Source organism: Simplicispira lacusdiani, assembly GCF_003604195.1.
GTDB lineage: Bacteria > Pseudomonadota > Gammaproteobacteria > Burkholderiales > Burkholderiaceae_C > Simplicispira > Simplicispira lacusdiani.
Genome location: NZ_QXGR01000005.1, coordinates 150,449 through 173,510 on the forward strand (window position 1 = coordinate 150,449; position 23,062 = coordinate 173,510).

Below are 23,062 nucleotides of genomic sequence, written 5' to 3' on the forward strand. Positions count from 1 at the left end.
TTAGAGCGTTTTTGGCCTCCAGCGCTTATGTGGTAAGCGCGAGCAGCTATCATTTTTGAGAACCATTCCATGGCAACCATCCTGCAAAACCTCCCCATCGGCCAAAAGGTCGGCATCGCCTTCTCGGGCGGCCTGGACACCAGCGCGGCCTTGCGCTGGATGAAGAACAAGGGCGCCCTGCCCTATGCCTACACGGCCAACCTGGGCCAGCCCGACGAGCCGGACTACGACGCCATCCCGCGCAAGGCCATGGAATACGGCGCCGAGAAGGCCCGCCTGATCGACTGCCGCACGCAACTGGCCCACGAAGGCATCGCCGCGCTGCAGGCCGGCGCCTTCCATGTGCGCACCGCTGGCGCCACCTACTTCAACACCACGCCCCTGGGCCGCGCCGTCACCGGCACCATGCTGGTGGCCGCCATGAAGGAAGACGACGTCCACATCTGGGGCGACGGCTCGACCTTCAAGGGCAACGACATCGAGCGCTTCTACCGCTACGGCCTGCTGACCAACCCCTCGCTCAAGATCTACAAGCCCTGGCTCGACCAGCTGTTCATCGACGAACTGGGCGGCCGCGCCGAAATGTCGGCCTTCATGACGAAGGAAGGCTTCGGCTACAAGATGAGCGCCGAAAAGGCCTATTCCACCGACTCCAACATGCTGGGCGCCACGCACGAGGCGAAAGACCTGGAGTTCCTCAACAGCGGCATCCGCATCGTGAACCCCATCATGGGCGTCGCGTTCTGGAAGGACGACGTGGTCGTCAAGGCCGAAGAGGTCTCGGTGCGCTTCGAGGAAGGCCAGCCCGTGGCCCTGAACGGCGTCGAGTTCAACGACCCGGTGGAACTGTTCCTGGAAGCCAACCGCATCGGCGGCCGCCACGGCCTGGGCATGTGCGACCAGATCGAGAACCGCATCATCGAGGCCAAGAGCCGCGGCATCTACGAGGCCCCCGGCCTGGCGCTGCTGCACATCGCCTACGAGCGCCTGGTGAGCGGCATCCACAACGAGGACACCATCGAGCAGTACCGCATGAACGGCCTGAAGCTGGGCCGCCTGCTGTACCAGGGCCGCTGGTTCGACCCCCAGGCCATCATGCTGCGCGAAACCGCCCAGCGCTGGGTGGCGCGCGCCATCACCGGCACCGTCACGCTGGAACTGCGCCGCGGCAACGACTACTCCATCCTGAACACGGAAAGCCCCAACCTGACCTACGCGCCCGAGCGCCTGTCGATGGAAAAGGTGGAAGACGCGCCGTTCTCGCCGCTGGACCGCATCGGCCAGCTCACCATGCGCAACCTGGACATCGTGGACACGCGCGACAAGCTGGGCGTGTACGCCAAGAGCGGCCTGCTGTCGCTGGGCGGCAATGCCGCGCTGGCGCAGCTGGGCGACGATTCGGCCAAGAAATAAGCGCAAAACCGGCCTCCAGCGCTTGATGAACAAGCGCTGCCAGCTATCAAAACAAGAGTAGCCGCCCCGCCGCCAGGCCGGGCGGCTTTCTTTTTTCCGGCTTTTTTTGCGCATCCGTGTCACAAAATCAGCGCTCCAGCCGTCTTGAGGGTATGAACGCCAACACCCGCACCACCATGGCCCCGCACACCGCCACCTTCCAGCAGCACCGGCCGCGCCTCATGGGCGTGGCCTACCGCATGCTCGGCAGCCGCGCCGACGCCGAGGACGTGCTGCAGGACGCCTGGCTGCGCTGGCAATCGACGGATGCCGAGCGCGTGCAGACGGCCGAGGCCTGGCTGGTCGCCACCGTCACCCGCCTGTGCGTGGACAGGCTGCGCGCCGCCCGCACCGAGCGCGAACACTACAGCGGCCCCTGGCTGCCCGAGCCCTGGATCGCCGAGGCCACCGCCCCGCCCGCCGACGCGCGTGCCGAGCTGGCGAGCGACCTGTCCATCGCCCTACTGGTGGTGCTGGAGCGCCTGTCGCCCGACGAGCGCGCGGCCTTCCTGCTGCACGACGTGTTCGACTGCGACTACGCCGAAGTGGCCATGGTGCTGGACCGCAGCGAGGCCGCCTGCCGCCAGCTGGTGCACCGCGCCCGCACCCAGGTGCGCCAGGACAAGGTGCGCTTCACCGCCACGCCCGACGCCGCGCAGGCCCTGCTGCACCGCTTTGTCGATGCCATGCGCGCGCAGAACCACGAGGCCCTGCTAGGCCTGTTCGCGCAGGACGCCACCTGGACGCCCGACGGCGGCGGCAAGGTGCCCGCCGCCACCAAGGTGCTGCGCGGCCCGCGTGCCCTCACCCGTTTCGCCGTCGCCGTGTGGCGCCTGCACCTGCGGCACCTCACGCTGCAGGAGGTGCAGATCAACGGCACGCCGGGCCTGGTGCTGCGCGAGGGCACCGTGCCGCGCGTGGCCCTAGCGCTGCAGACCGACGGCACCCGCATCCACGGCATCTACGCCGTGCTCAACCCCGACAAGCTGCGCGGGCTCTAGCCCCGCTCCACTCCACTACCGCGCAAGGCGCCCCGCCCGGGTGCGGGCCGCGCCTTGAGCCGTCGCTTTCATCCCGCTGTTTTCATCCACCCCACCGAAAGGAAACCACCATGTCGCAACAGCGCATCCATCTGCTCAAGAACCACCCCGCCACCGCCAAGGCCATGATGGCGCTGGAGCACCAGCTCGCCGCCGGCACGCTGACCATCCAGCTCAAGGAGCTGGTGAAGATGCGCGTCTCGCAGCTCAACGGCTGCGCGTTCTGCATCGACATGCACGTGGCCGAGGCGCGCAAACAGGGCGAGAGCGATCGCCGCCTGCACCTGCTGGCCGCCTGGCGCGAGGCCGGCCTGTTCGACGCCCGCGAGCGCGCGGCCCTGGCCTGGGCCGAGGCGCTGACCCGCTTGGCGAACACGCAGGACGTGCCGGACAGCCTCTACAACGAAGTGGCTGCGCAGTTCTCCGAGGCCGAGATCGTCGAGCTGACGCTCACGGTGGTGGCCATCAACGGCTGGAACCGCTTCCAGGTGGGCTTTCGCGCCCAGCCGGCGGGTGCTGCCGCCTGAAAATCAGCAAGAAAATAGGCTCCAGCGCTTATCCATCCTGCGCTGGCAGCTATCAAAAATGAAGCAACTGCGGGGCGAACACCTCAGACAACCACCGGCTCGGGCTCCAGGCGGATGCCGAAGCGCTCGTACACGCTGGTCTGGATGGCCTTGGCCAGCGTCATGACCTCGCCGCCGGTCACGCTGTCCATGCCCTGGCCCCGGTTCACCAGCACCAGCGCCTGTTTCTCGTACACCGCCGCCTTGCCCACGCTCTTGCCCTTCCAGCCACAGGCGTCGATGAGCCAGCCGGCCGCCAGCTTGATGCTGCCGTCGGGCATGGGGTAGTGCACGATCTTCGGGTCGCGCGCGATGATGTCCTGGCACTGCTCGGGCGTCACCGTGGGGTTCTTGAAGAAGCTGCCGGCGTTGCCCAGCACGGCCGGGTCGGGCAGCTTGGCGCGGCGGATCTCGCACACCCAATTGAAGATCTGCCACGCCGTGGGTTGCACGCTGCCCATCTCGGCGGCGCGGCGCTCCAGCTCCAGGTAGCCCAGCTCGGGCTTCCAGGGCTTGGGCAGGCGAAAGCGCACCTGGGTGATGACCGCGCGCCCCGCCAGCCCCATGCCGCGCGGCAGGCACTCGGACGTGCCGGGCTGCGCGGGCGCGTGCTTGAACACCGAGTCGCGGTAGCCGAAGGCGCACTGGGCCGCGTCGAGCGTGAACGCCTGGCCCGTGGCCAGGTCCACGGCGTCGAGCGACTCGAACCGGTCCTGCAGCTCCACGCCATAGGCGCCGATGTTCTGCACCGGCGCCGCGCCCACGGTGCCGGGAATCAGCGCCAGGTTCTCCAGCCCGGGCCAGCCCTGCTCCAAGGTCCAATCCACGGTGTCGTGCCAGGGCTCGCCCGCGCCCACCTCGACGATCCAGGCGTCCGGGGTTTCGCGCACCAGCCGCCGCCCCCGGATCTCCATCTTGAGCACCACCGCGCTCACATCCCCGGTCAGCACCACGTTGCTGCCGCCGCCCAGGACGAAAAACGGCCGACGCCCCAGCACGGGGTCCCCCCGCAGCGACTCCAGATCCTTGACCGAACGCACACGCACCAGGGTTTCGGCGCGCGCGACGATGCCAAAGGTGTTGTAAGGCTGCAGGGAGACATTTTTCTCGACTAACATTGGCCGAATTGTCGCACCGGGCCTCCGTGCGGCCCGCTTTTTGGAGAATGACCCCGCCATGCCGTCTTTTGATACCGTCTGTGAAGCCGACTTCGTCGAAGTGAAGAATGCCGTGGAGAACGCGGCCAAGGAAATCGGCACCCGCTTCGACTTCAAGGGCACCTCCGCCGCCGTCGAGCTCAAGGACAAGGAAATCACCCTGTTCGGCGACGCCGAGTTCCAGCTCACCCAGGTCGAGGACCTGCTGCGCAACAAGCTCACCAAGCGCAACGTGGACGTGCGCTTCCTCGACATCGGCAAGCCCCAGAAGATCGGTGGCGACAAGGTCAAGCAGGTGGTCAAGGTGCGCAACGGCATCGACAGCGAGTTGGGCAAGAAGCTGCAGCGCCTCATCAAGGACAGCAAGCTCAAGGTGCAGGCCGCCATCCAGGACGAAAAAGTGCGCGTCACCGGCGCCAAGCGCGACGATCTGCAGGCCGCCATGGCGCTGATCCGCAAGGAGATCACCGACATGCCGCTGTCGTTCAACAACTTCCGCGACTGAGCTCCCCGCGCCCGGCCTCGCCATGCCGCTGCTCCGCCACCCCCTCCTGCTTGCCAGCCTGCTGGCGCCGGGCCTGGCCTGGGCGCAGGCGGTTTCCCTGGCCGGCATCCTGGGTGGCAAGGCCCTGCTGGTGGTCGATGGCACGCCGCCGCGCGGCGTGGCGGCGGGCGAGACGCACCAGGGCGTGAAGGTGGTTTCGGTCGGCCGCGACGAGGCCGTGATCGAGATCGCGGGCGCGCGCAGCACCGTGCGCCTGGGCGAGGCCCCCGTGAGCGTGGGCTCGCGCGGAGGCGGCCGCAAGATCGTCCTCATGAGCGACAGCCGAGGCCATTTCGTGAACCAGGGCCTGATCAACGGCCGCGTGATGCAATTCATAGTGGACACCGGGGCCACCACCGTGGCCATCGGCCGGCCCGACGCCGAGCGCATGGGGCTCGACTACCGCAAAGGCCGGCCCGTGCAGCTGAACACGGCCAACGGCGTGGCGCAAGGCTGGTATCTCAAGCTCGACTCGGTGCGCGTGGGCGACGTGGAGGTGTTCGGCGTGGACGCCATCATCACCCCCCAGTCCATGCCCTACGTGCTGCTGGGCAACAGCTTCCTGGGCGAATTCCAGATGACCCGCAACAACGACCAGATGGTGCTGGAAAAACGCCGCTGAACGCCATGCCGCCAAACCATCAGGCCCGCACCTCCCACGACGAAGAATACGAAGACCTGCTCGGCCTCTGGGGCGACCTGGAGTCGGGGCTGTCGGTGCTGCTGGCCCGGCCCCTGCATGTGCAGGACTTCGCCGGCAAGGTGCGCCAGTTCGACCAGTGGCTGCAGGACCTGGTGACGCACGACATCGACGCCGCGCTCTACCTGATGTTCCAGCTCGCGGCCACCTCCACCGTGGGCTACAGTGCCTCGCACGCGCTGGTCTGCGGCACGCTGTGCCACATCATGGCGCGCGAGTTCGAACTGCCTTCCAGCGAACGCAATGCCCTGGTGCGCGCGGCGCTCACCATGAATATCGGCATGACGACGCTGCAGGACGAGCTGGCCGGGCAGCGCGAGCCCCCCAATGCGGCGCAGAAGGACGCCATCGCCACCCATCCGATGCGCGGCCTGGACATCCTCGAACAGCTGCACATCACCAACGACCTCTGGCTCGATCTCGTGGGCCAGCACCACGCCCGGGTGCCCGAGCGCACGCCACTGGCCGAACTCAGCCCCGTGGACCGGCTCACCCGCATCCTCGGCACCATCGACCGCTACGCCGCCATGATCAGTCCGCGCAAGTCGCGCGCGGGCCGCAGCACCACCGATTCGGTGCGCGAGCTGGTGGGCAAGGAAGTGGAAGAACGCGACGAGGTGGGCCTGGTGCTGGTGCGCACCGTGGGCCTGTGCCCGCCGGGCACTTTCGTGCGGCTGGACAACGGCGACATCGCCGTGGTGCTGCGCCGCAGCGACAAGGCCAACATGCCCCTGGTGGCCAGCCTGGTCGACCGGCACAACACCCCGCTGAACGCACCCCGGCTGCACCAGACCGTCCACGGCCGCCCGCGCATCCAGTCGGCGCTGGCGCGCAATGCCGTCACCGTCGAGCTGAACCACCGCACCATGGTGCGGCTCGGGCTGTATGCCGCGACCCAGCCTGGCCAGATCGCCGGGCTGCAGGCGACGCAGCCCGCCCCCCTGCTCTGACACCGCTGCACGGCTGGCGCGGCCCAGCCGGAGGAACCGCGCCCGGTGGCTCTCAATGCCCCCAGTAGATCAGCGCATCGCGCCCCTGCACCGACAGCTCCACGGTGGCGCCCACCGGCAACAGCACCTTCGTCGCCACATGGCCGTAGGGCAGGCCGGTGAGCACCGGAATGCCGATCTGGCCGCGCAGCCAGTCCACCACCGATTGCAGCTTGTAGCCCTTGTCGTGCGGCGCCAGCTTGTAGTTGGTGAACTGCCCCAGCAGCAACGCCTTCTGCCGCGCCAGCACGCCGGCATGCAGCAGCTGCGTGAGCATGCGCTCGACGCGGTAGGGGTGCTCGTTCACGTCCTCGACGAACAGGATGCCGCCCTCCACCTGCGGCAGGTAGGGCGTGCCCACGAGCGAGGTCAGCACCGCCAGGTTGCCGCCCCACAGCGTGCAGCCTTCGATCTCGAACTCCGGCAGCGGCGCCTCGGGCGCGTCCGCCGCGCGGCGTTCCTTGGGCATGCGCCAGCCCGCGCCCTCGCCGTGGCCGGTGAGCAGGTCGTCGAAGCAGGCCTCCATGATGTCGTCGGGGCCTTCCGGCACGCCGAAATCCGCGCCCAGCGCCGGGCCGGCCCAGGTGATGGCGCCGGTCTGGGCCAGCACGGCGTTCTGGAAGGCCGTGAAGTCGCTGATGCCGACGAAGCGTGTGCCCTTTTCAATGGCGCGCGCCACGGCGGCATAGTCGATCCCGGGCAGGATGCGCGTGAGCCCGTAGCCGCCGCGCGAGATCAGCGCCACGTCGGCACCGCTGGCGGCCGCGCGGTGGATGGCCGCCAGGCGCGTGGCGTCGTCGCCCGCGAAGCGCGTGTGCTGCGCCAGCGCGTCGGTGTCGATCTCGACCTCGTGGCCCAGCGCCTGCAGGCGCTTGACGCCTCGGCGGAAGGCTGCCTTGTCGCGCACCGCGCTGGACGGCGAATAGATGTAGATGTGCTTGGGGCCGTGGTCGTGGCCGCAGCCGCAGTGTGCGTGGTCGTGCTCGGAAGACAAGGCGTCCGGGCCCTTCGGGGGCCCGCTCCATGATGGCTCAAAGCCGGAAGTATTCCACAGCCTGCCGCGCCACCGCCTCGCCATGCTCCTGCACGAAATGGCCCGCCTGCGGCAGCACCACCAGCGGGGGCGCGCCGCGCACCGCCTGCCGCAGTTGCTCCATCAGCGGCACGCCCAGCACCGGGTCGCGCGCGCCCGCGAACAGCAGGCTGCGACCGCTCCAGGCGTGCCGCCAGAAATCGCGCGCGGCCCGTGACAGCGCGGCGCCCGGCGCATCCGGCTGGTCGGGCACGAGGCGCGGGAAGGCGCGCAGCGCGGCGCGGTGGCCCGCGTCGGGGAACGGCGCGTCGTAGGCCGCGCACTCACCGCCACCCAGGTGCGGATTGCCACGCGCCAGCAGGCGGCCCACGCCATACAGGGGTTTGTCGGCGCACATGGCGCGCCAGTCCAGGAAGCCCTGCGGCAGCGGCGCGTCGCCCGTGGCCAGCAGGGTGTTCATGGCCAGCAGGCCGCAAAAGCGCTCCGGCATGGCCATGGGCAGCGTCAGGCCCAGGATGCCGCCCCAGTCCTGCACCACCAGCACCACGTTGCGCAGGTCCAGCCGCTCCACCAGCTCCAGCAGCACCTGGCGGTGCCACGCGAAGGTGTGGGCGCCCTCCTTCTTGGGCTTGTCGCTCTTGCCGAAGCCGATCAGGTCGGGCGCCACCACGCGGTGCCCCGCCTGCGTGAAGACGGGCAGCATGCGCCGGTAGAGGTAGCTCCAGGCCGGGTTGCCGTGCAGGCACAGCCAGGTGAGCGGCGCATCGCGCGGGCCCTCGTCGAGGTAGTGCAGGCGCAGGCCGGCGAGCGCGGGCAGGTCGCTCAGGTAACGCGGCGCCCAGGGGTAGCCGGGCAGGTCGGCAAAGCGCGCCTCGGGCGTGCGCAGTGCATCATCGCGCAGCGGGTGCGCGGCCCGGGCCTCGGCGCGCTGCTGGTGGCGGCGCGCGCGGAAGAAACCGGCCAGCAGCGCGCCGCATTCCTGCGCCAGCACCCCACCCTGCACCTGCGTCTGGTGGTTCAGCAGCGGCTGGGCGAACAGGTCCACCACCGAGCCGGCGGCGCCGGTCTTGGGATCGGGCGCGCCGTACACCACGCGCGGCAGGCGCGCATGCAAGAGCGCGCCGCTGCACATGGCGCAGGGCTCCAGCGTCACGTAAAGCGTGCAGTCCTCCAGCCGGTAGTTGCCCAGCTTCTGCGCCGCGGCACGCAGGGCCACGATCTCGGCGTGCGCCGTGGGGTCGTGCCCGGCCACGGGCGCGTTGCGGCCCGTGGCGATGACCGCGCCACCGCGCACCAGCACCGCGCCCACGGGGACCTCGCCCGCCTGTGCGGCGGCTTCGGCCTCGGCCAGGGCCAGGCGCATCCAGTGGCTATCGGTTTCCGTTTGCATGCTATTGATTCAGTAGCTGCTTGCGCTTGATGGATATGCGCTGCAGTCCATTTTCATTTGGCATCATCCGGCATGGACCGGGGCTGCTGCAGGGCGCCTTCCAGGGCCTGGCGGTACTGCTCTTGCACCTGCTCGCCCTGTACGCGTGCATTGTTCGGGGCCGAGGCAGGGGCGGCCGGTTGCAACATGGGCAAGGGGCCGCGCTGCGGTGCCAACTGCTTCTTGGCCAGCACGCCCACCACGGCCAACACCAGCAGCAGCGACACGAGTCCCAGGGCGGCGCGCATCTCAGCCCTCCTGCGCGGGCGCCATGCCCAGCGTCTGCATCCACTGCGCGAGACCCTGCGCGCCCGCATCGCCCTCGCGGTAGGCCGCATGCATGGCGGCGTGCGATTCCTTGCGGTGCTGGTTGAGCTTGAGCTTGCACTGCAGATCGGTCACGCGCAGCTCGAAGGCGACGATGCCGGCCAGCATCTTGTGCGCGAACTCCTCCCCCAGCGCGCGCCACTGCGCGGCATAGGGCGGCTCGTGGTCGCCGATCAGTTGCTTGAGCAGCGCGTCCTTGGCTGCCGGCTCCTCGATCAGGCTGGCCTGCACGCGGCAATGCACCGCCAGATAGTTCCAGGTGGGCACGCGCGCCAGGTCGGGGTAGACCGAGGGCGAGAGGTAGGCGTGCGGGCCCAGGAAGACCACGAGCGCCCCGGGCCGCTGCTGCAGGTAGCGCCAATGCGGGTTGCCACGCGCGCAGTGGCCCAGCAGCACCAGGCCATCGCCGCGCTCCTGCAGGTGCAGCGGCAGGTGGGTGATGAAGGGGAAGCCGTCGTCGTCGTTCGACACCAGGCTGGCCAGCGGGTGCGCGCGCATCAAGGCATGGGCATGCGCGGGATCATGGCTCTCGAAATGGGCGGGAAGGTACATGGCGTCGTGCTCCTGAACCTGCCACTGTATCGGCAAAACGGCCGCACGCACGCGTGGTGCGGTGCGGCCGTCGGTAGGCTGCAAGCGGGCGCCCGGGGGCGCCGGGGCATCAGTTCAGCGTCACGCGGGCATTGTCCTTGTAGGTGTAGAGCGTCACGGCGGGCGTGGTCAGCTCCCCCTTGGGGGTGAAGGCGATGTTGGCGGTCACGCCCTTGAACTGGGTCTTGCCGATGAAGGGCGTGTAGACGCGCGGGTCCACCGAGTTGGCGCGCTTCATCGCGTCGGCCAGCACCATGGCGGCGTCATAGGCGTAGGGGCTGTAGATCTGGAACTGGCCGGGGAACTTGGCGTCGTAGCGCTTCTTCCACTCGGGACCGCCCTGCATCTTGTCGACCGAGGCACCGCCCGTGGCGCAGGTCACGTTCACCAGTGCGGGCGACTTGCCAGCCAGCTCGGGCAGCTTCTCGGTGCACAGCGCGTCGCCGCCGAAGAACTTCACGTTGCCCAGGCCGAGCTGCACCATCTGGCGCAGCATGGGGCCGGCCTGTGCGTCCAGGCCGCCGTAGAAGATGGCGTCGGGCTTCTTGTTCTTGATCGAGGTGAGGATGGCCATGAAGTCCGTGGCCTTGTCGTTGGTGAACTCCTCGGCCACCACATTCATGCCCTTTTGCTTTGCCGTGGCCTTGAACACGTTGGCCACGCCCTGGCCGTAGGCCGTGCGGTCGTCGATGACGGCCACGTTCTTGAGCTTGAGCGTGTCGGCGGCGAACACGGCCAGGGCGGCGCCCAGGGCGTTGTCGTTGGCGATCAGGCGGAAGGTGGTTTTGTAGCCCGGCTTGGTCAGATCGGGGTTGGAGGCCGACGCCGTGATGTTCGGCAGGTCGCATTTGGAGTAGACCGAGGCGGCCGGGATCGAGGTGCCCGACTGCAGGTGGCCCACCAGGCCGGCCACCTTCTGGTCGCACAGCTTCTGCGCCACGGCCGTGGCCTGGCGCGGGTCGCCGGCGTCGTCCTCGGCGGCCAGTTCGAACTTGATCTTCTTGCCACCGATCACCAGGCCCTGCGCGTTCAGGTCCTCGACCGCCAGGCGCACACCGTTTTCCGTATCCTTGCCGATATGGGCAATGCCGCCGGAGGTGGGGCCCGCATGGCCGATCTTGACCACCTGGACGTCCTGCGCGGTGGCCACGCCGCAGGCAGCGGCCAGGGCGGCGGCGGCCGTCAGTTGCAGGGAAAAGCGGAAACGGGTCGAACGCACGGACATCAACATCACTCCTGAGTGGAAAGAGGAAAGAGCAGCCATGCTAGCCAATCCCTTCGCCTCCTGGGCCTCTGCGGGGTCTTATACCCGCAGATCAGGTAGGACATTAACAGTTCTTATACAAACCAAATAACAATAAACATATAAATGAGTGAGCATATTGATTACGGGTCCCAGCCATGCCCTTGAGCCCCCCCGCCCCCCGCAAGCCCAGCCATGTGCGCCGGGTCGTCTACCACGGCTATGAACGCGAGGACGGCCTGTGGGACATCGAGGCCGAGTTGCACGACAGCAAGGCCCACGACGCTCCCTCGCTGCGCGCGGGGGGCACGCGCCCGGCGGGCGCGCCCATCCACCACATGTGGCTGCGCGTGACCGTGGGCCGCGACCTGGTGGTCCAGGGCATCGAGGCCGCCATGGACACCACGCCCCTGCCCGATTGCCCGCAGGCGCGCGCCGCGCTGCAACAGATGGTGGGTTGCTCGATGGCACGCGGCTGGCGCCAGGCCATCCAGAAGCACCTGGGCGGCGTGGCCAGTTGCACGCACCTGCGCGAGCTGCTGTTCAACCTGGCCACGGCCGCCTTCCAGACCCTGCCGGCCGCTTTCGCGCCGGCCGGCACGGACGAGCCGCCGCGCCATCTGGGCCAGTGCACGGGCTGGGATTTCCAGGGCAACGGCGTGCGGCTCCATTACCCAAAGTTCTACCGCACCGCCCCCGGCGCCCCGCCTGCGCAAGGCTGAGCGCGGGCTACTTGGAAACCGTCTCGTACTGCACGGTCAGGTTGTTCATCACTTCGAGCAGGTTCTCGCTGCTCGTCGCCACGGCCTGCAGGCCACGGACATCCGGCTCGCGCTCCAGCGAGGCATTGAAGAACACCCACTGCTGCTCGCCCATCGTCAACTCGCTGCGGATGGTCGGTGTGTTGACCGGCGCGCCCGCCAGCGCGGCCATGTTCTTCGTGAATTCCGCCTTGTCCGCCGCCATCTGGTCGCGCATGGCCTTGTCGCCCAGGCCGGCGGCCGACAGGAAGTAGCTCTTGGCCAGGCGCTGCGACAGGTAGCGCTGGCTGCCAGCCGTGTTCACCAGGTTGCCAGTGGAGATCTTGGCCTGCTTCTCCAGCGCCACGGTGGCGGCATTGGCGGCCACGAGCAGCTTGTCGGCCTGCGCCGCGACGGCACCCACCGATTCACGCGTGGGCGGCATGACCAGCTTGGCCTCCAGATCCTCGTAGAGCTTGCGCACTTCCGCCAGCGGACCGGCCATGTCGGCGGCCAGCGGGCTCTTGGCCAGGTCCTCGAAGCCCGTGCGCGCCAGCTTGCGCGCAGCGTCGAGCACTTGCTCCGCGGCCTTGGCCTGCACGCTCAGGTGCAGCTGGCAATAGGCCTTGGCGATGCGCTGCGAAAGAGCCCGGAAGCGCCCCATCCGGTTGATGGCGGTGGCCATGGCCGGCTGCGCCAAGGCCTGCACCGACAGCCCCCAGGAGGCCATCAGGGCGCCAGCGGCCACCCCCTTGATCACAGATCGACGACTGACAGAAGAACTCCTGGGAAACGAATGGACATGCATGGTGGATGGTGGGTGCTTTGTGGTTATCGCTGTGATTCTCAAAGCGCCCTCCGCCCTGCTCTATGACACAAATCAACGATTACCCCAGTGCCGACATTGGTTTTCCGGAGTCTCCCAAGCGACTGCGCACGCTGCGGCCTGGCGGTAAGTGCGCCATGCTGAAAAAGAGGAAAGCCCGCATTGCGCAGGCAGGGCCCGGCCGGGCCCGGGAGAATCAGCCCAGCACTTCCTTGAGCGCCGCGTCGTACAGGCCCGTGAGCCGGTCCATCACCTCCAGCATGCGCTCGCTGGTGGTGGCCACGGTTTCCAGGCCCCGGTCGTCGGGCTTGCGCTGCAGCGCTCCATCAAAGAACAGCCACTGCGAATCGCCCAGCGCCAGCTCGTTGCGGATGGCCGGCGTGGACACGGGCGCCGCCGTGAGCGTGGCCATGGCCTGCCGGAACTCGGCGGCATCGGCCTTCATCTGCTCCTGCGTGCCCTTGCTTTCAAGCTTGGCGGCCACGAGGAAATAGTTCTTGGCCAGGCGCTGCGACAACGCACGCTGGCGGCCCGCCATGTTCACCAGCTTGGCCGAACCCAGCTTGGCATATTTTTCAAAGGCCTCCGTGGTGGCCTGCGAGGCTGCCATCATCTTGTCGGACTGCGCGGCCACGGCCGCGACGGAATCGCGCGTGGGCGGCAACACCAGCAGGGACTCCAGCGTATCGGCCTGTTTCTGGATATCGGCCACCATGCGCGCGAGGTCGGTCGGCCATTGCACCTTGGCCAAGTCCTCGAAGCCCGAGCGCACCAGTTGCCGCGCCGTCGTCAGCACCGTGCGCGCCTGGTCCGGCAGCACGTTCAGGTGGATCTGGCAATACACCTTGGCGATGCGCTGCGACAGCGCCCGGAAACGAGCAACGCGGTTGATGGCCGTGGAGAGCGCCAATTGCGCCTGGGCCGTGGACAGCGTGGGCGCCAACAATGCCACGGCCAGGGTTTGGATCACCGCGCGGCGGCTGACAGGGCATGCAGGGCGACTGGCTAGGGTTTTCATGGATTGGCAAAAGCGGAAGATTGAATGTTCATTTTCACCAACACGCATGCCATGGGCCATGAGACAAATCAAGAAACCACACGCCAGGGGAAGGTTTTTTCAGCCTACCACAAGCCACTGACACCGGAGCTCGCACGCTGTAAGCCTCGCGACTACAGCCAAGGACCGCTAGGCGCCACACCTGGCGCTCCGGCATTTGACACGCCTCAAGGGGCACGCGTCCAGCCCCCGCCCCGACCATGCAAGTGGGGCAGAATCCCGACATGTCCGAACGTGTCATCCCCCTGGTGGACCACCGTGCCGTGGGGCCCGGCCTCGTGCTGCCCAACCATCCCGTGGCCCCCACGGGCCAATTGACCGACACCTTGGGCCGCCCGCTGCGCGACCTGCGCATCAGCGTCACCGACCGCTGCAACTTCCGCTGCCGCTACTGCATGCCCAAGGAGGTGTTCGACAAGGAGCATGCTTTCCTGCCGCACGGCGCGCTGCTGAGTTTCGAGGAGATCACCCGGCTGTCGCGGCTGTTCCTGGCGCACGGTGTGCGCAAGATCCGCCTCACCGGCGGCGAGCCCCTGCTGCGCCGCCACGTCGAGAACCTGATCGCCCAGCTCGCCGAGTTGCGCACCGTGGACGGCACCACGCCCGACCTGACCCTGACCACCAACGGCTCGCTGCTGGCGCGCAAGGCGCGCGCCCTCAAGGATGCCGGCCTGCAGCGCGTGACCGTGAGCCTGGACGGCCTGGACGACGCGGTGTTCCGCCGCATGAACGATGTGGACTTCCCGGTGGCCGACGTGCTCGCGGGAATCGAGGCCGCGCATGCGGCGGGCCTCGCGCACATCAAGGTCAACATGGTCGTCAAGCGCGGCACCAACGACCACGAGATCCTGCCCATGGCACGGCATTTTCGCGGCACGGGCACCACGCTGCGCTTCATCGAATACATGGACGTGGGCGCCACCAACGGCTGGCGCATGGACGAGGTGCTGCCCTCGGCCGAACTCATCGAACGCCTGCGCGCCGAGCTGCCCCTGGTGCCGCTCGACCCCACCGCCCCCGGCGAGACGGCCGAGCGCTGGGGCTACGCCGACGCCTCGGGCCGGCACGACCCGGCGCTGGGCGAGGTCGGCGTGATCAGCAGCGTGACACAGGCCTTCTGCGGCGACTGCAACCGCGCCCGCCTGTCCACCGAAGGCCGGCTGTTCCTGTGTCTGTTCGCCACGCAAGGGCACGACCTGCGCGGCCTGCTGCGTGGCGGCGCCAGCGACGGCGACATCACCTCGGCCCTGGCGCACATCTGGCAGGGCCGCGGCGACCGCTACTCCGAGCTGCGCGCCAGCCTGCCCGCCGAGGCCGGCCAAGGCACGCGGCGCGTGGAGATGAGCTATATCGGCGGCTGAACCCGGCCCGCGCGCGATGATCGCTCCGCACCACATCACCGGCCTGGTGCTCGCCGGCGGCCAGGGCACCCGCATGGGCGGTATCGACAAGGGCCTGCAATTGCTCGATGGCACGCCACTGGCGCTGCATGCCTTGCGCCGGCTGGCGCCCCAGGTGGGCACAGTGCTGGTCAACGCCAACCGCAACCACTCCGCCTACGAAGTCTTCGGCGCACCGGTCTGCCCCGACACCGTGGCGGGTTTCGCCGGCCCGCTGGCAGGCTTCCTGACCGGGCTGGCGCGATGCCGCACGCCCTGGCTGCTCACCGTGCCCTGCGACACGCCCCGCTTTCCCGCAGACCTGGCCGCGCGCCTGGCGGCGGCCGCCGATGCGCAGGGCGCGGAGATCGCCATGGCCATGGCCCCCGACAGCGAAGCGCCGGATGCCAGCTTGCGCCCCCAGCCTGTGTTCTGCCTGCTGCGCGCGGACCTGCGGGACAGCCTGGAGCGCTTCATCGCGGAGGGCGGCCGCAAGGCCGGCGCCTGGACGGCCCGGCACCACTGTGTCCGCGTGCCGTTCGACCAGCCGGGGGACGATGCGCGCGCGTTTTTCAACGCCAACACACTCGACGAACTGCGCCTGCTCAACGCATCCGCCTGAGGCGAATTTCAGCAAAAAAGCCTTCCAGCGCTCATGCACCAAGCGCCAAATGCTCCCAAATAAATAGCGAATTACCCGCCTACCGCAAAGGCCACCGTTCGCCGGCATGATGGGCCACCGATCCGCAAGATGCCGCCCATGCCCTACACCTCCCAGCACCTCGCCCAGCCGCCCACGCGCGTGGAGGTTGACCGCCTGCCCGGCGCCACGCTGCTCGAATTCGGCACGCCCTGGTGCGGCCACTGCCAGCGCACCCAGCCGCTCATCGCCCAGGCGTTGGAGCAGCGGGCCGAGGTGGCCCACCTCAAGGTGGAAGATGGCCCGGGCCGCCCGCTGGGCCGCAGCTATGGCGTCAAGCTCTGGCCCACGCTGGTGTTCCTGCGCGACGGCCAGGAGATGGCCCGGCTGGTGCGCCCCCAGGACCCGCAGGCCCTGCAGGACGCCCTGGCGCGCCTGGCCCCCGCGTCCTGAGCACGAAGTCAGCCCCACAGCAAACGCACGGCCCAGTACACGCCCAGGCCCATCTGCACCGCGAAGGCGGAGAAACGCAGGGTGACGGCCAGACTCGACAGCGAGGCCAGGTGGATCAGCGACTGCAGCACGCGCGCGGCGAGGAACACATGGGCCAGCGGGTCCGTGACAGCGGCCTGCCCGGCCAGCACGGCCACCAGCAGCAGGCCGCCGAAAAGAGGCAGGCCCTCCAGGCAGTTGGCATGGGCGCGCGCCAGGCGCTGCATGAAGGGCGAGAGATTGCCATTGTCCGGCTGGAAGCCGTTGGCCGGCACGGCACGGGTGAGCACGAGCCAGGAGCGGACGGCCTCCATCCACACCAGCAACAGCAAGGTCCAGGCAATGAATCCCGTGAGGGCCATGAGGGTGGGTGACATGTCGTGCTCCCGGGGGAAGTGTCTGGAATGAAGCCCGCCCACGCGGGTGGCAGGCGGCCGGCCTGCGGGTAGCGTAGAACGCCGCGTGCCGTGCGCTCCCCGTAAAAACCCGCACACAGTTTGATCTAGCTCCAGGGCCATGCCGATGCCCGCAGGGCGCCCAGGTCTAAAATGACCACTTTCATAAAAAGGGTTTTCACCATGGTTAAGCGCATTCCTGTGGTCCTGGCGATGGCATTGGCGGCCTTGCTGGCATGGCAGCCAGCGGCGGCCCAGTCGGCCCGCGCGCGCGCGACCGCCAAGGTGGACCTGGATGCCCGCTTCAAGGAAGTGCAGACCAACCCCAAGCTGGCCGACGACCTCTACAAGGTGGGCCGCAAGGTGGCGGCCGTGTGCGCCAACTGCCACGGCGACGGCGGCAACAGCACCAAGCCCTCCATCCCCAACCTCGCGGGCCAGAACCCGGCCTACCTGCTGGAGCAGTTGCGCCAGTTCGCCGATGGCCGGCGCCGCAACGAATTCATGGAAGGCATGATCCGCGCCATGGACGCCGACGAGAAGATCGGCATGGTGCTGTTCTACGCGGCCCAGGAAGTCATCCACAAACCCGCCACCAATGCCGGGATCGCCGCCAAGGGGCAGGACATCTTCAACAAGAACTGCTTCCGCTGCCATGGCAACGTGGGCCGGGGCAACGAGCAGATCGCCCGCATCGCCGGACAGCAGCACGACTACCTGCGTCTAACCCTCAAGCGCTACCGCGATGGCGCCGACGTGCGCGCCAACTCCATCATGACCCCCAACACCAAGCACATGACGGACGCCGACATCGAGGCCGTGGTGGCCTACGTGTCCTCCATGCCTTGATGCCCCCTGAGGGGCCGCGCCACGCCCCCCTTCATCTCGCACGCAATGCGGGAAGGGGAGCGCCACCAGCGCGGCGGCGGCCCTAGCGCGGTGGGTGCCGGCCTGGGCCGTGTTGACTGCATGCGCCGAGGCCATGCGCAACATGGATCGCTGACACGAAGCGGGACACTTCCCTGCGCTCCGTCAGAGGCTCGCTGGCGGCGGTCGGAGACAATCGCCGCATGGATTCTCAGCATCTTCCCCTTCTGCGGCGCGCCGGCCTGGTGCTGCTCATCGCCGGCCTGGCCGATCTCGCCGCCCTGGCCTATTGCCTGTCCAACGGCATCGACTACGTTTCGGGCTTCAACCTGTTCGCGGTCGCCTGCGGCATCCTGCTGCTGCGCGGCAGCCTGATGGCGGCCTCCGTGGTGCGCTGGGTGGCGTGCTTCGCGCTGGCGGCCAGCGTGGCGCTGCTGCTGGGCCTGCCGATGATGCAACCCTTCAGCCTCACCTTCACGCAATTGCGCCTGAACCAGGGCCCTTCCGTGGGCGCGGCGGCCCTCACGGCCGCCGTGGTGGCGCTCCTGGCGTGGCTGGTGTGGCAGCTCGGGCGCGCGCCCATCGGTGCCGCGCGCGCCCATGCCGGCCTGCCGCACCGCGCACTGCACCTTCCCACGCTCGCGGGGGTGGGAATGGTCGTGGCCCTGGGCATCTTCCTGGTCACCATGCGGGTGGGCGCCACCGCCAACAACGCCAAGATCATGGCCGAGCAGCAGGTGGGGCCGGGCTACCGCTTCCACATCAGCTCGCTCAGCAGCAGCCGGGGCGACAAGGGAACCTCCGTGGTCGGCGTGGTCATCGCCTGGAAGGAAAACGACATCCAGCGCATCCCCGTGCGCTGGCTGGAACCTTAACCCGCGCGTGCCACGATGCGGCAGGCCTTGCCGCTGCGCCCGCGCGGCACGGGCCGGCCCAGTTCGGCACGCACGCGGATGGGGGCCAGCCCCTGGGCGATGGCAAAGGCCTGCAGAGCCGCGCGGCCGCGCGCCAGGGCGGCGCGCGCCTCCTCGCCCTGCTGCGGCAGGCGCAGCACCAGGGTGCGCTCGTCCACCTGGCGCAGGTGGAAATCAAAAACGCCCGCATCGCTTTCGAGCACGGTGGACAGCGCCAGCGGCAGCAGCGTGACAGTGCCGCCCTGGCAGCCCGCCATGACCAGCGCATCGTCCTGGCGGCCGCTCACCTCGATCACCGGCAGGGGCGAGCCACAGGTGCAGCGCTCGGCATGCACCGTGACATGGTCGCACAGCTCGTAGCGGATGAGCGGCTGCAGCGTGTTGGCCAGGTTGGTCAGCAGCACCGCATGGGGTGACACGCCCGGGGGCACGGGGCGATGTTGCTCGTCCACGGGCTCCAGGATCACCCAGTCGGCGTTGAGGTGCATGTGGCCGTGCGCGCATTCCCAGCCCATGGCCAGGAACTCCGACGCCCCGTAGCTGTTGCGCAGCACGCCGCCCAGGCTGTCCTCGATGTGCGCGCGCACGGCCGGCCCCAGGGTCTCGCCGCCGGTCCATATCTCGCGCGGCGTGATGCGCAGGCGCCCCGCGCGGGCCTCGTCGGCCAGCAGCGAGGCCGCCGTGGGATAGCTGATGAGCACGGTGGGCGCGAAATCGTTCAGGTCCCGCACCAGCTCCTGCACGGGCCGCTGGATGGAGAAACCGCGCGTGGTGGTGGCGATCCAGGGGTTGATGGTGCGCAGGCGCTGCAGCGAAACCTGGCTGGCGAAATGCCCGCCCGTGGCGCCCACGAAGGCATGGCGCTCGGCCAGGTGCAGCGGGTCCATCCAGTGGGCCAGTGGGCGCGGCGCGCTGCGGCGCAGGGCTTCGAGCGCGTCGTACACGGCCATGGCCTGCCCGTCCTGCACGAAGATGCCCGGCGCACCGGTGGTGCCGGAACTCTCCCACACCACGAAGCGGCCCAGCCAGGGCTCGGCGATGCGCTCGGGGTCGGCCGTGAAGGCGCGCAACTCGTCGATGCGCAGGCGCGGGTCGGTCACCCAATCGTCGAAGCGCTCCATGAGCTGGCCGCGCGTGACCACCGGCAACCGGTCCAGCGGCGTGCCGGCGGTGGTGCCCGCGGGCACCAGTTCCTGGTACAGGCGCGAACCGCGCAGCGCCGCGTCCAGCAGTTGCTGCAGGCGCACCTGCTGGCGCTGCGCGATGCCCAGCGCCCCGCCCCGCTGGGCGGCCACCACGTCGAGCGACACGGTGGACAGGCGCAACAGATCAAACACGGCGCTCATGGTGCTGGCGCTCCTCGCGGTACGTCGGTAGGGACGGACATCATAGAAGCAGGCCCTTACCACAGGAGCCAAACACGAGGGAGTCACTCGGTTACTGCGCGCGGCGGTTCTCTGCTATTTCAAGCGTTTTCGAGGCCAAAGCCAATACTGCAAAGCGCGAGAAGCTATATTTCTAATAGCAAAAAAACAAACCCACCGAGGCTTCAATGGCGCGCCGCGCCATCCACTCCGGCATGCGCCGGCTGGTCGTGTGCCGTATCGGTGCGCGCGCCGGGCACGGACGGGCGCGCGAACAGCGAGTACATGGTGGGCACGACGAAGATGGTCAGCAGCGTGCCCAGTGACATGCCGCCTACGATCACCCAGCCGATCTGGGTGCGCGTCTCGGCGCCCGCGCCCTGCGCCAGCGCCAGCGGCACGGCGCCGAGCACCATGGCGCCCGTGGTCATGAGGATAGGGCGCAGGCGCTGCGCCGAGGCCTTGACCAGCGCGTCCACCATCTCCAGGCCCTGCTCGCGCAGCTGGTTGGTGAACTCGACGATCAGGATGCCGTGCTTGGTGATCAGGCCCACCAGCGTGATCAGGCCGATCTGCGAATACACGTTGAGCGAACCGCCGCTCCATTTGAGCGCCAGCAGCGCGCCGATCATCGACAGCGGTACCGACAGCATGATGACCAGCGGGTCGATGAAGCTCTCGAACTGCGCCGCCAGCACCAGGAAGATGAACACCAGCGCCAGCAGGAAAACCACGCCCAGCGCGCCCTGCGAGCTGCGGAACTCGCGCGAGGTGCCGTTGAGCTCGGTGGTGTAGCCCGGCTGGAGCACCTTGGCCGCCGTGGCGTCCATGAAGCGCAGCGCCTCGCCCAGCGAATAGTCGGGCGAGAGGTTGGCCGTGATGGTGGCCGAGCGGCGCTGGCCGAAGTGGTTCAGCTCGCGCGGGCTCACGCTCTCGCGCACCGTGACCAGGCTGGAGAGCGGGATGAGCGCATCGCCCCGGCCGCGCACATGGATGCCGTCGATGTCCTCGGGCGTGGTGCGCCCGCTGGGCTGGGTTTGCACGATCACGTCGTACTGCTCGGCGTCGCGCTTGTAGCGCGTCACGGCGCGCCCGCCGAGCATGGTCTCGATGGCCTTGGCCACCACCTCCACGCTCACGCCCAGGTCCGCGGCGCGTTCGCGGTTGACGTCGATGCGCAACTCGGGCTTGTTCAGGCGCAGGTCGACGTCGGGCGAGACGATACCGGGGTTCCTGGCGATCTCGGCCAGGAAGCGCTCGACCGCGGCGTTGAGGTTCTCGTAACTGTCGGAGGTCTGGATCACATAGTTGAGCGGCCGCGAACGGAAGCCCTGCCCCAGCGAGGGCGGCGTGATCGGGAAGGCGCTCACGCCGGGCAGGCTGGCCAGCCGGGGCTGCAGCTCGCGCGCCAGTTGCAATGTGCTGCGCTGGCGGTCCTCCCAGTCCACCGTGCGGTACACCACGCTGCCCTGCGACACCATGGGATTGCCGATGTTGGCAAAGATGCGGTCGAACTCGGGGTAGTCGCGGCCGATCTTCTCCAGCTCCAGCGCGTAGCGGTTGGTGTATTCGAGCGTGGCGCCATCGGGCGCGGTGATGCTGGCCAAGATGGTGCCGCGGTCCTCCAGCGGTGACAGCTCCTGCTTCATGGTCGGATAGACCATCCACAGCCCCAGGGCGCTGAGCAGCATGACGCCGACGACGATCCAGCGCGCCTGCAGCAGCGCGCTGCCCTGCCAGCGCGCCGTGACCACCCAGCGCAGCAGCCGGCCGTAGGCGTCCGACAGCGCGGTGAGCCAGCGCTCCATGGAGCGGTCGAACCAGTTGGGCTGGGGGTTGTGCCTGAGCAGCAGCGAGCACATCATGGGCGAGAGCGTGAGCGCCACGAAGCCCGACACCAGCACGGCACCGGCCAGCGCCAGCGCGAATTCGACGAACAGCCGCCCGGTGCGTCCCGGCGTGAAGGCCAGCGGCGCATACACGGCCACCAGGGTCATCGTCATGGCCACGATGGCGAAGCCGATCTCCCGGGCGCCCTTGATGGCGGCGGAGAACGGATCGAGCCCCTCCTCGATGTGGCGGTAGATGTTCTCCAGCATCACGATGGCGTCGTCCACCACCAGGCCGATGGCCAGCACCAGCGCCAGCAGGGTCAGCGTGTTGATCGAGAAACCCGCCAGCTGCATCAGCGCGAAGCTGCCGATCAGGCTCACGGGAATGGTGACGATGGGGATGACGGACGCGCGCAGCGTGCGCAGGAACACGAAGATCACCAGCGCCACGAGCACCACGGCCTCGGCGATGGTGGCGTAGACGCTCTTGACCGAGCGGTCGATGAAGCGCGAGTTGTCGTTGGCGATGTCCACGCGCACATCGGCCGGGAGGTCCGCGCGCAGCGTGGGCAGCATCGCGCGCACGCCCTCGGACAGCTCCAGCGGGTTGGCCGTGGCCTGGCGGATCACGCCCACCGAGATGGCATCGCGCCCATTGAGGCGCACGCGGCTGCGGTCGCTGGCGGCGCTTTCCTCCACGCGCGCCACGTCGGACAGGCGCACCGGGAAGCCGTTGACGGTGCGCACCACGATCTCGCCAAACTGCGCGGGCTGCCCCAGGTTGGTCTGCGAGGTCACGCTGAACTCGCGCTGCTGCGATTCGATGCGCCCGGCCGGCAGCTCCAGGTTGTTGCGCCGGATGGCGTCCTCGATGTCCTGCGTGGTGAGCCGGTAGCCCGCCATGCGCTGCGGATCGAGCCACACGCGCATGGCGTAGCGGCGCTCGCCGTAGATGGGCACGTCGGCCACGCCCGTCACGGTCTGCAGGCGCGGGCGCACGATGCGGTTGAGCAGGTCGTTGATCTCGACCGGCGTCTTGGTCTCGCTGCTGAAGGCCAGCCACATGACCGGGAAGGCGTCGGCCTCGACCTTGGCGATCACGGGCTCGTCCACCGCGTCGGGCAGGCGGTTGCGCACGCGCGCGGTGCGGTCACGCACCTCGGCGGCGGCGTTGTCGGCGTCCTTTTCCAGGCGGAAGCGCACGCTGATCTGGCTGCGCTCGGCCCGGCTGATGGAGGTGATGACGTCCACCGCGTCGATGCCGGCGATCGAGTCTTCGAGCGGCTTGGTCACCTGCGACTCGATCACCTCGGCCGAGGCGCCCGCGTAGTTCACGCTCACGGTGACCACGGGCTCGTCGATCTTGGGGTATTCGCGCACCGACAGGCGCGTGAAGCTCACGGCGCCCACCAACAGCACCAGCAGCGACAGCACGGTGGCGAACACCGGGCGGCGGATGGAGATCTCAGCGAGCTGCATGGCCGG

General features: G+C 68.7%; 23 protein-coding genes. 12 read left to right on the forward strand and 11 right to left on the reverse strand.

What is annotated here, in order from left to right; genetic code table 11:
- Positions 1-69 precede the first annotated feature (69 nt).
- The 3 genes from argG to D8S75_RS08570 all read left to right on the forward strand — a co-directional run bounded on the left by argG (position 70) and on the right by D8S75_RS08570 (position 3,019).
- Complete coding sequence (argG, locus tag D8S75_RS08560) at positions 70-1,413, forward strand: argininosuccinate synthase (RefSeq protein WP_119965849.1); 1,344 nt, start codon at positions 70-72, stop codon at positions 1,411-1,413.
- A gap of 152 nt (positions 1,414-1,565) precedes the next feature.
- On the forward strand, positions 1,566-2,453 hold the full coding sequence (gene sigJ, locus D8S75_RS08565) for an RNA polymerase sigma factor SigJ (RefSeq protein WP_119965851.1): 888 nt from the start codon (positions 1,566-1,568) through the stop codon (positions 2,451-2,453).
- Positions 2,454-2,563: 110 nt separating this feature from the next.
- The gene (locus D8S75_RS08570) at positions 2,564-3,019 is read left to right on the forward strand and encodes a carboxymuconolactone decarboxylase family protein (protein WP_119965852.1); all 456 of its coding nucleotides are present in this window, start codon (positions 2,564-2,566) and stop codon (positions 3,017-3,019) included.
- Positions 3,020-3,102: 83 nt separating this feature from the next.
- Here the strand turns inward: D8S75_RS08570 and murB are convergent, their stop codons facing one another.
- Positions 3,103-4,176, reverse strand: a complete 1,074-nt coding sequence (gene murB, locus D8S75_RS08575; RefSeq protein ID WP_119965854.1) for a UDP-N-acetylmuramate dehydrogenase — start codon at positions 4,174-4,176, stop codon at positions 3,103-3,105.
- A 58-nt stretch (positions 4,177-4,234) separates the two neighbouring features.
- Between murB and D8S75_RS08580 the strand changes: the two genes are divergently transcribed.
- The 3 genes from D8S75_RS08580 to D8S75_RS08590 are packed head-to-tail and all read left to right on the forward strand — an operon-like array spanning position 4,235 to position 6,409.
- Complete coding sequence (locus D8S75_RS08580; protein ID WP_119965856.1) at positions 4,235-4,720, forward strand: YajQ family cyclic di-GMP-binding protein; 486 nt, start codon at positions 4,235-4,237, stop codon at positions 4,718-4,720.
- Between the two features lie 22 nt (positions 4,721-4,742).
- On the forward strand, positions 4,743-5,381 hold the full coding sequence (locus tag D8S75_RS08585) for a retropepsin-like aspartic protease family protein (RefSeq protein WP_119965858.1): 639 nt from the start codon (positions 4,743-4,745) through the stop codon (positions 5,379-5,381).
- A gap of 5 nt (positions 5,382-5,386) precedes the next feature.
- Complete coding sequence (locus tag D8S75_RS08590) at positions 5,387-6,409, forward strand: HD-GYP domain-containing protein (RefSeq protein WP_119965859.1); 1,023 nt, start codon at positions 5,387-5,389, stop codon at positions 6,407-6,409.
- A gap of 52 nt (positions 6,410-6,461) precedes the next feature.
- On the opposite strand, the gene D8S75_RS08595 is transcribed toward D8S75_RS08590, so the two are convergent.
- The 5 genes from D8S75_RS08595 to D8S75_RS08615 all read right to left on the reverse strand — a co-directional run bounded on the left by D8S75_RS08595 (position 6,462) and on the right by D8S75_RS08615 (position 11,053).
- Positions 6,462-7,442 carry an LD-carboxypeptidase gene (locus tag D8S75_RS08595; protein ID WP_232828983.1) on the reverse strand — a complete coding sequence of 327 codons (981 nt, stop codon included), beginning with the start codon at positions 7,440-7,442 and terminating at the stop codon, positions 6,462-6,464.
- A 37-nt stretch (positions 7,443-7,479) separates the two neighbouring features.
- Entirely contained in the window at positions 7,480-8,871 is a 1,392-nt protein-coding gene (gene tadA, locus D8S75_RS08600) for a tRNA adenosine(34) deaminase TadA (RefSeq protein WP_119965863.1), read from the reverse strand.
- Positions 8,872-8,924: 53 nt separating this feature from the next.
- On the reverse strand, positions 8,925-9,158 hold the full coding sequence (locus D8S75_RS08605; protein WP_119965865.1) for a hypothetical protein: 234 nt from the start codon (positions 9,156-9,158) through the stop codon (positions 8,925-8,927).
- Between the two features lies 1 nt (position 9,159).
- Positions 9,160-9,789, reverse strand: coding sequence for an FMN-binding negative transcriptional regulator (locus D8S75_RS08610; RefSeq protein ID WP_119965866.1), 630 nt, complete (start codon positions 9,787-9,789; stop codon positions 9,160-9,162).
- Between the two features lie 109 nt (positions 9,790-9,898).
- Positions 9,899-11,053, reverse strand: a complete 1,155-nt coding sequence (locus D8S75_RS08615; protein WP_370807499.1) for a branched-chain amino acid ABC transporter substrate-binding protein — start codon at positions 11,051-11,053, stop codon at positions 9,899-9,901.
- A gap of 176 nt (positions 11,054-11,229) precedes the next feature.
- Between D8S75_RS08615 and D8S75_RS08620 the strand changes: the two genes are divergently transcribed.
- Positions 11,230-11,793 carry a DUF2889 domain-containing protein gene (locus tag D8S75_RS08620; protein ID WP_119965870.1) on the forward strand — a complete coding sequence of 188 codons (564 nt, stop codon included), beginning with the start codon at positions 11,230-11,232 and terminating at the stop codon, positions 11,791-11,793.
- A gap of 7 nt (positions 11,794-11,800) precedes the next feature.
- Here D8S75_RS08620 and D8S75_RS08625 read toward each other — a convergent pair whose 3' ends face one another.
- A complete protein-coding gene (locus tag D8S75_RS08625) occupies positions 11,801-12,541 on the reverse strand; it encodes a type IV pili methyl-accepting chemotaxis transducer N-terminal domain-containing protein (RefSeq protein WP_232828984.1) in 741 nt (246 codons plus the stop codon).
- Positions 12,542-12,833: 292 nt separating this feature from the next.
- Complete coding sequence (locus D8S75_RS08630) at positions 12,834-13,607, reverse strand: type IV pili methyl-accepting chemotaxis transducer N-terminal domain-containing protein (protein ID WP_232828985.1); 774 nt, start codon at positions 13,605-13,607, stop codon at positions 12,834-12,836.
- A 311-nt stretch (positions 13,608-13,918) separates the two neighbouring features.
- On the opposite strand from D8S75_RS08630, the gene moaA reads away from it, so the two are divergent.
- From moaA to D8S75_RS08645, 3 genes are all read left to right on the forward strand, one after another.
- Complete coding sequence (moaA, locus tag D8S75_RS08635) at positions 13,919-15,055, forward strand: GTP 3',8-cyclase MoaA (RefSeq protein ID WP_119965876.1); 1,137 nt, start codon at positions 13,919-13,921, stop codon at positions 15,053-15,055.
- Positions 15,056-15,071: 16 nt separating this feature from the next.
- Positions 15,072-15,695 (forward strand): molybdenum cofactor guanylyltransferase MobA, encoded by a 624-nt coding sequence (gene mobA, locus D8S75_RS08640; protein WP_119965877.1) that lies wholly within the window; start codon positions 15,072-15,074, stop codon positions 15,693-15,695.
- Between the two features lie 138 nt (positions 15,696-15,833).
- Complete coding sequence (locus D8S75_RS08645; RefSeq protein ID WP_119966106.1) at positions 15,834-16,166, forward strand: thioredoxin family protein; 333 nt, start codon at positions 15,834-15,836, stop codon at positions 16,164-16,166.
- A gap of 8 nt (positions 16,167-16,174) precedes the next feature.
- Here the strand turns inward: D8S75_RS08645 and D8S75_RS08650 are convergent, their stop codons facing one another.
- Entirely contained in the window at positions 16,175-16,582 is a 408-nt protein-coding gene (locus tag D8S75_RS08650) for an MAPEG family protein (RefSeq protein WP_119965879.1), read from the reverse strand.
- Positions 16,583-16,783: 201 nt separating this feature from the next.
- On the opposite strand from D8S75_RS08650, the gene D8S75_RS08655 reads away from it, so the two are divergent.
- Together D8S75_RS08655 and D8S75_RS08660 are read left to right on the forward strand one after the other, a co-directional pair.
- Positions 16,784-17,449 (forward strand): c-type cytochrome, encoded by a 666-nt coding sequence (locus D8S75_RS08655; protein WP_119965881.1) that lies wholly within the window; start codon positions 16,784-16,786, stop codon positions 17,447-17,449.
- 221 nt (positions 17,450-17,670) lie between these two features.
- Positions 17,671-18,342: a hypothetical protein gene (locus D8S75_RS08660; protein WP_119965883.1), complete on the forward strand. Its 672-nt coding sequence runs from the start codon at positions 17,671-17,673 to the stop codon at positions 18,340-18,342.
- On the opposite strand, the gene D8S75_RS08665 is transcribed toward D8S75_RS08660, so the two are convergent.
- A complete protein-coding gene (locus D8S75_RS08665; RefSeq protein ID WP_119965884.1) occupies positions 18,339-19,727 on the reverse strand; it encodes a phenylacetate--CoA ligase family protein in 1,389 nt (462 codons plus the stop codon). The two genes, D8S75_RS08660 and D8S75_RS08665, sit on opposite strands and share 4 nt — an antisense overlap.
- 203 nt (positions 19,728-19,930) lie before the next feature.
- The gene (locus D8S75_RS08670; RefSeq protein WP_119965886.1) at positions 19,931-23,056 is read right to left on the reverse strand and encodes an efflux RND transporter permease subunit; all 3,126 of its coding nucleotides are present in this window, start codon (positions 23,054-23,056) and stop codon (positions 19,931-19,933) included.
- Between the last annotated feature and the right edge of the window lie 6 nt (positions 23,057-23,062).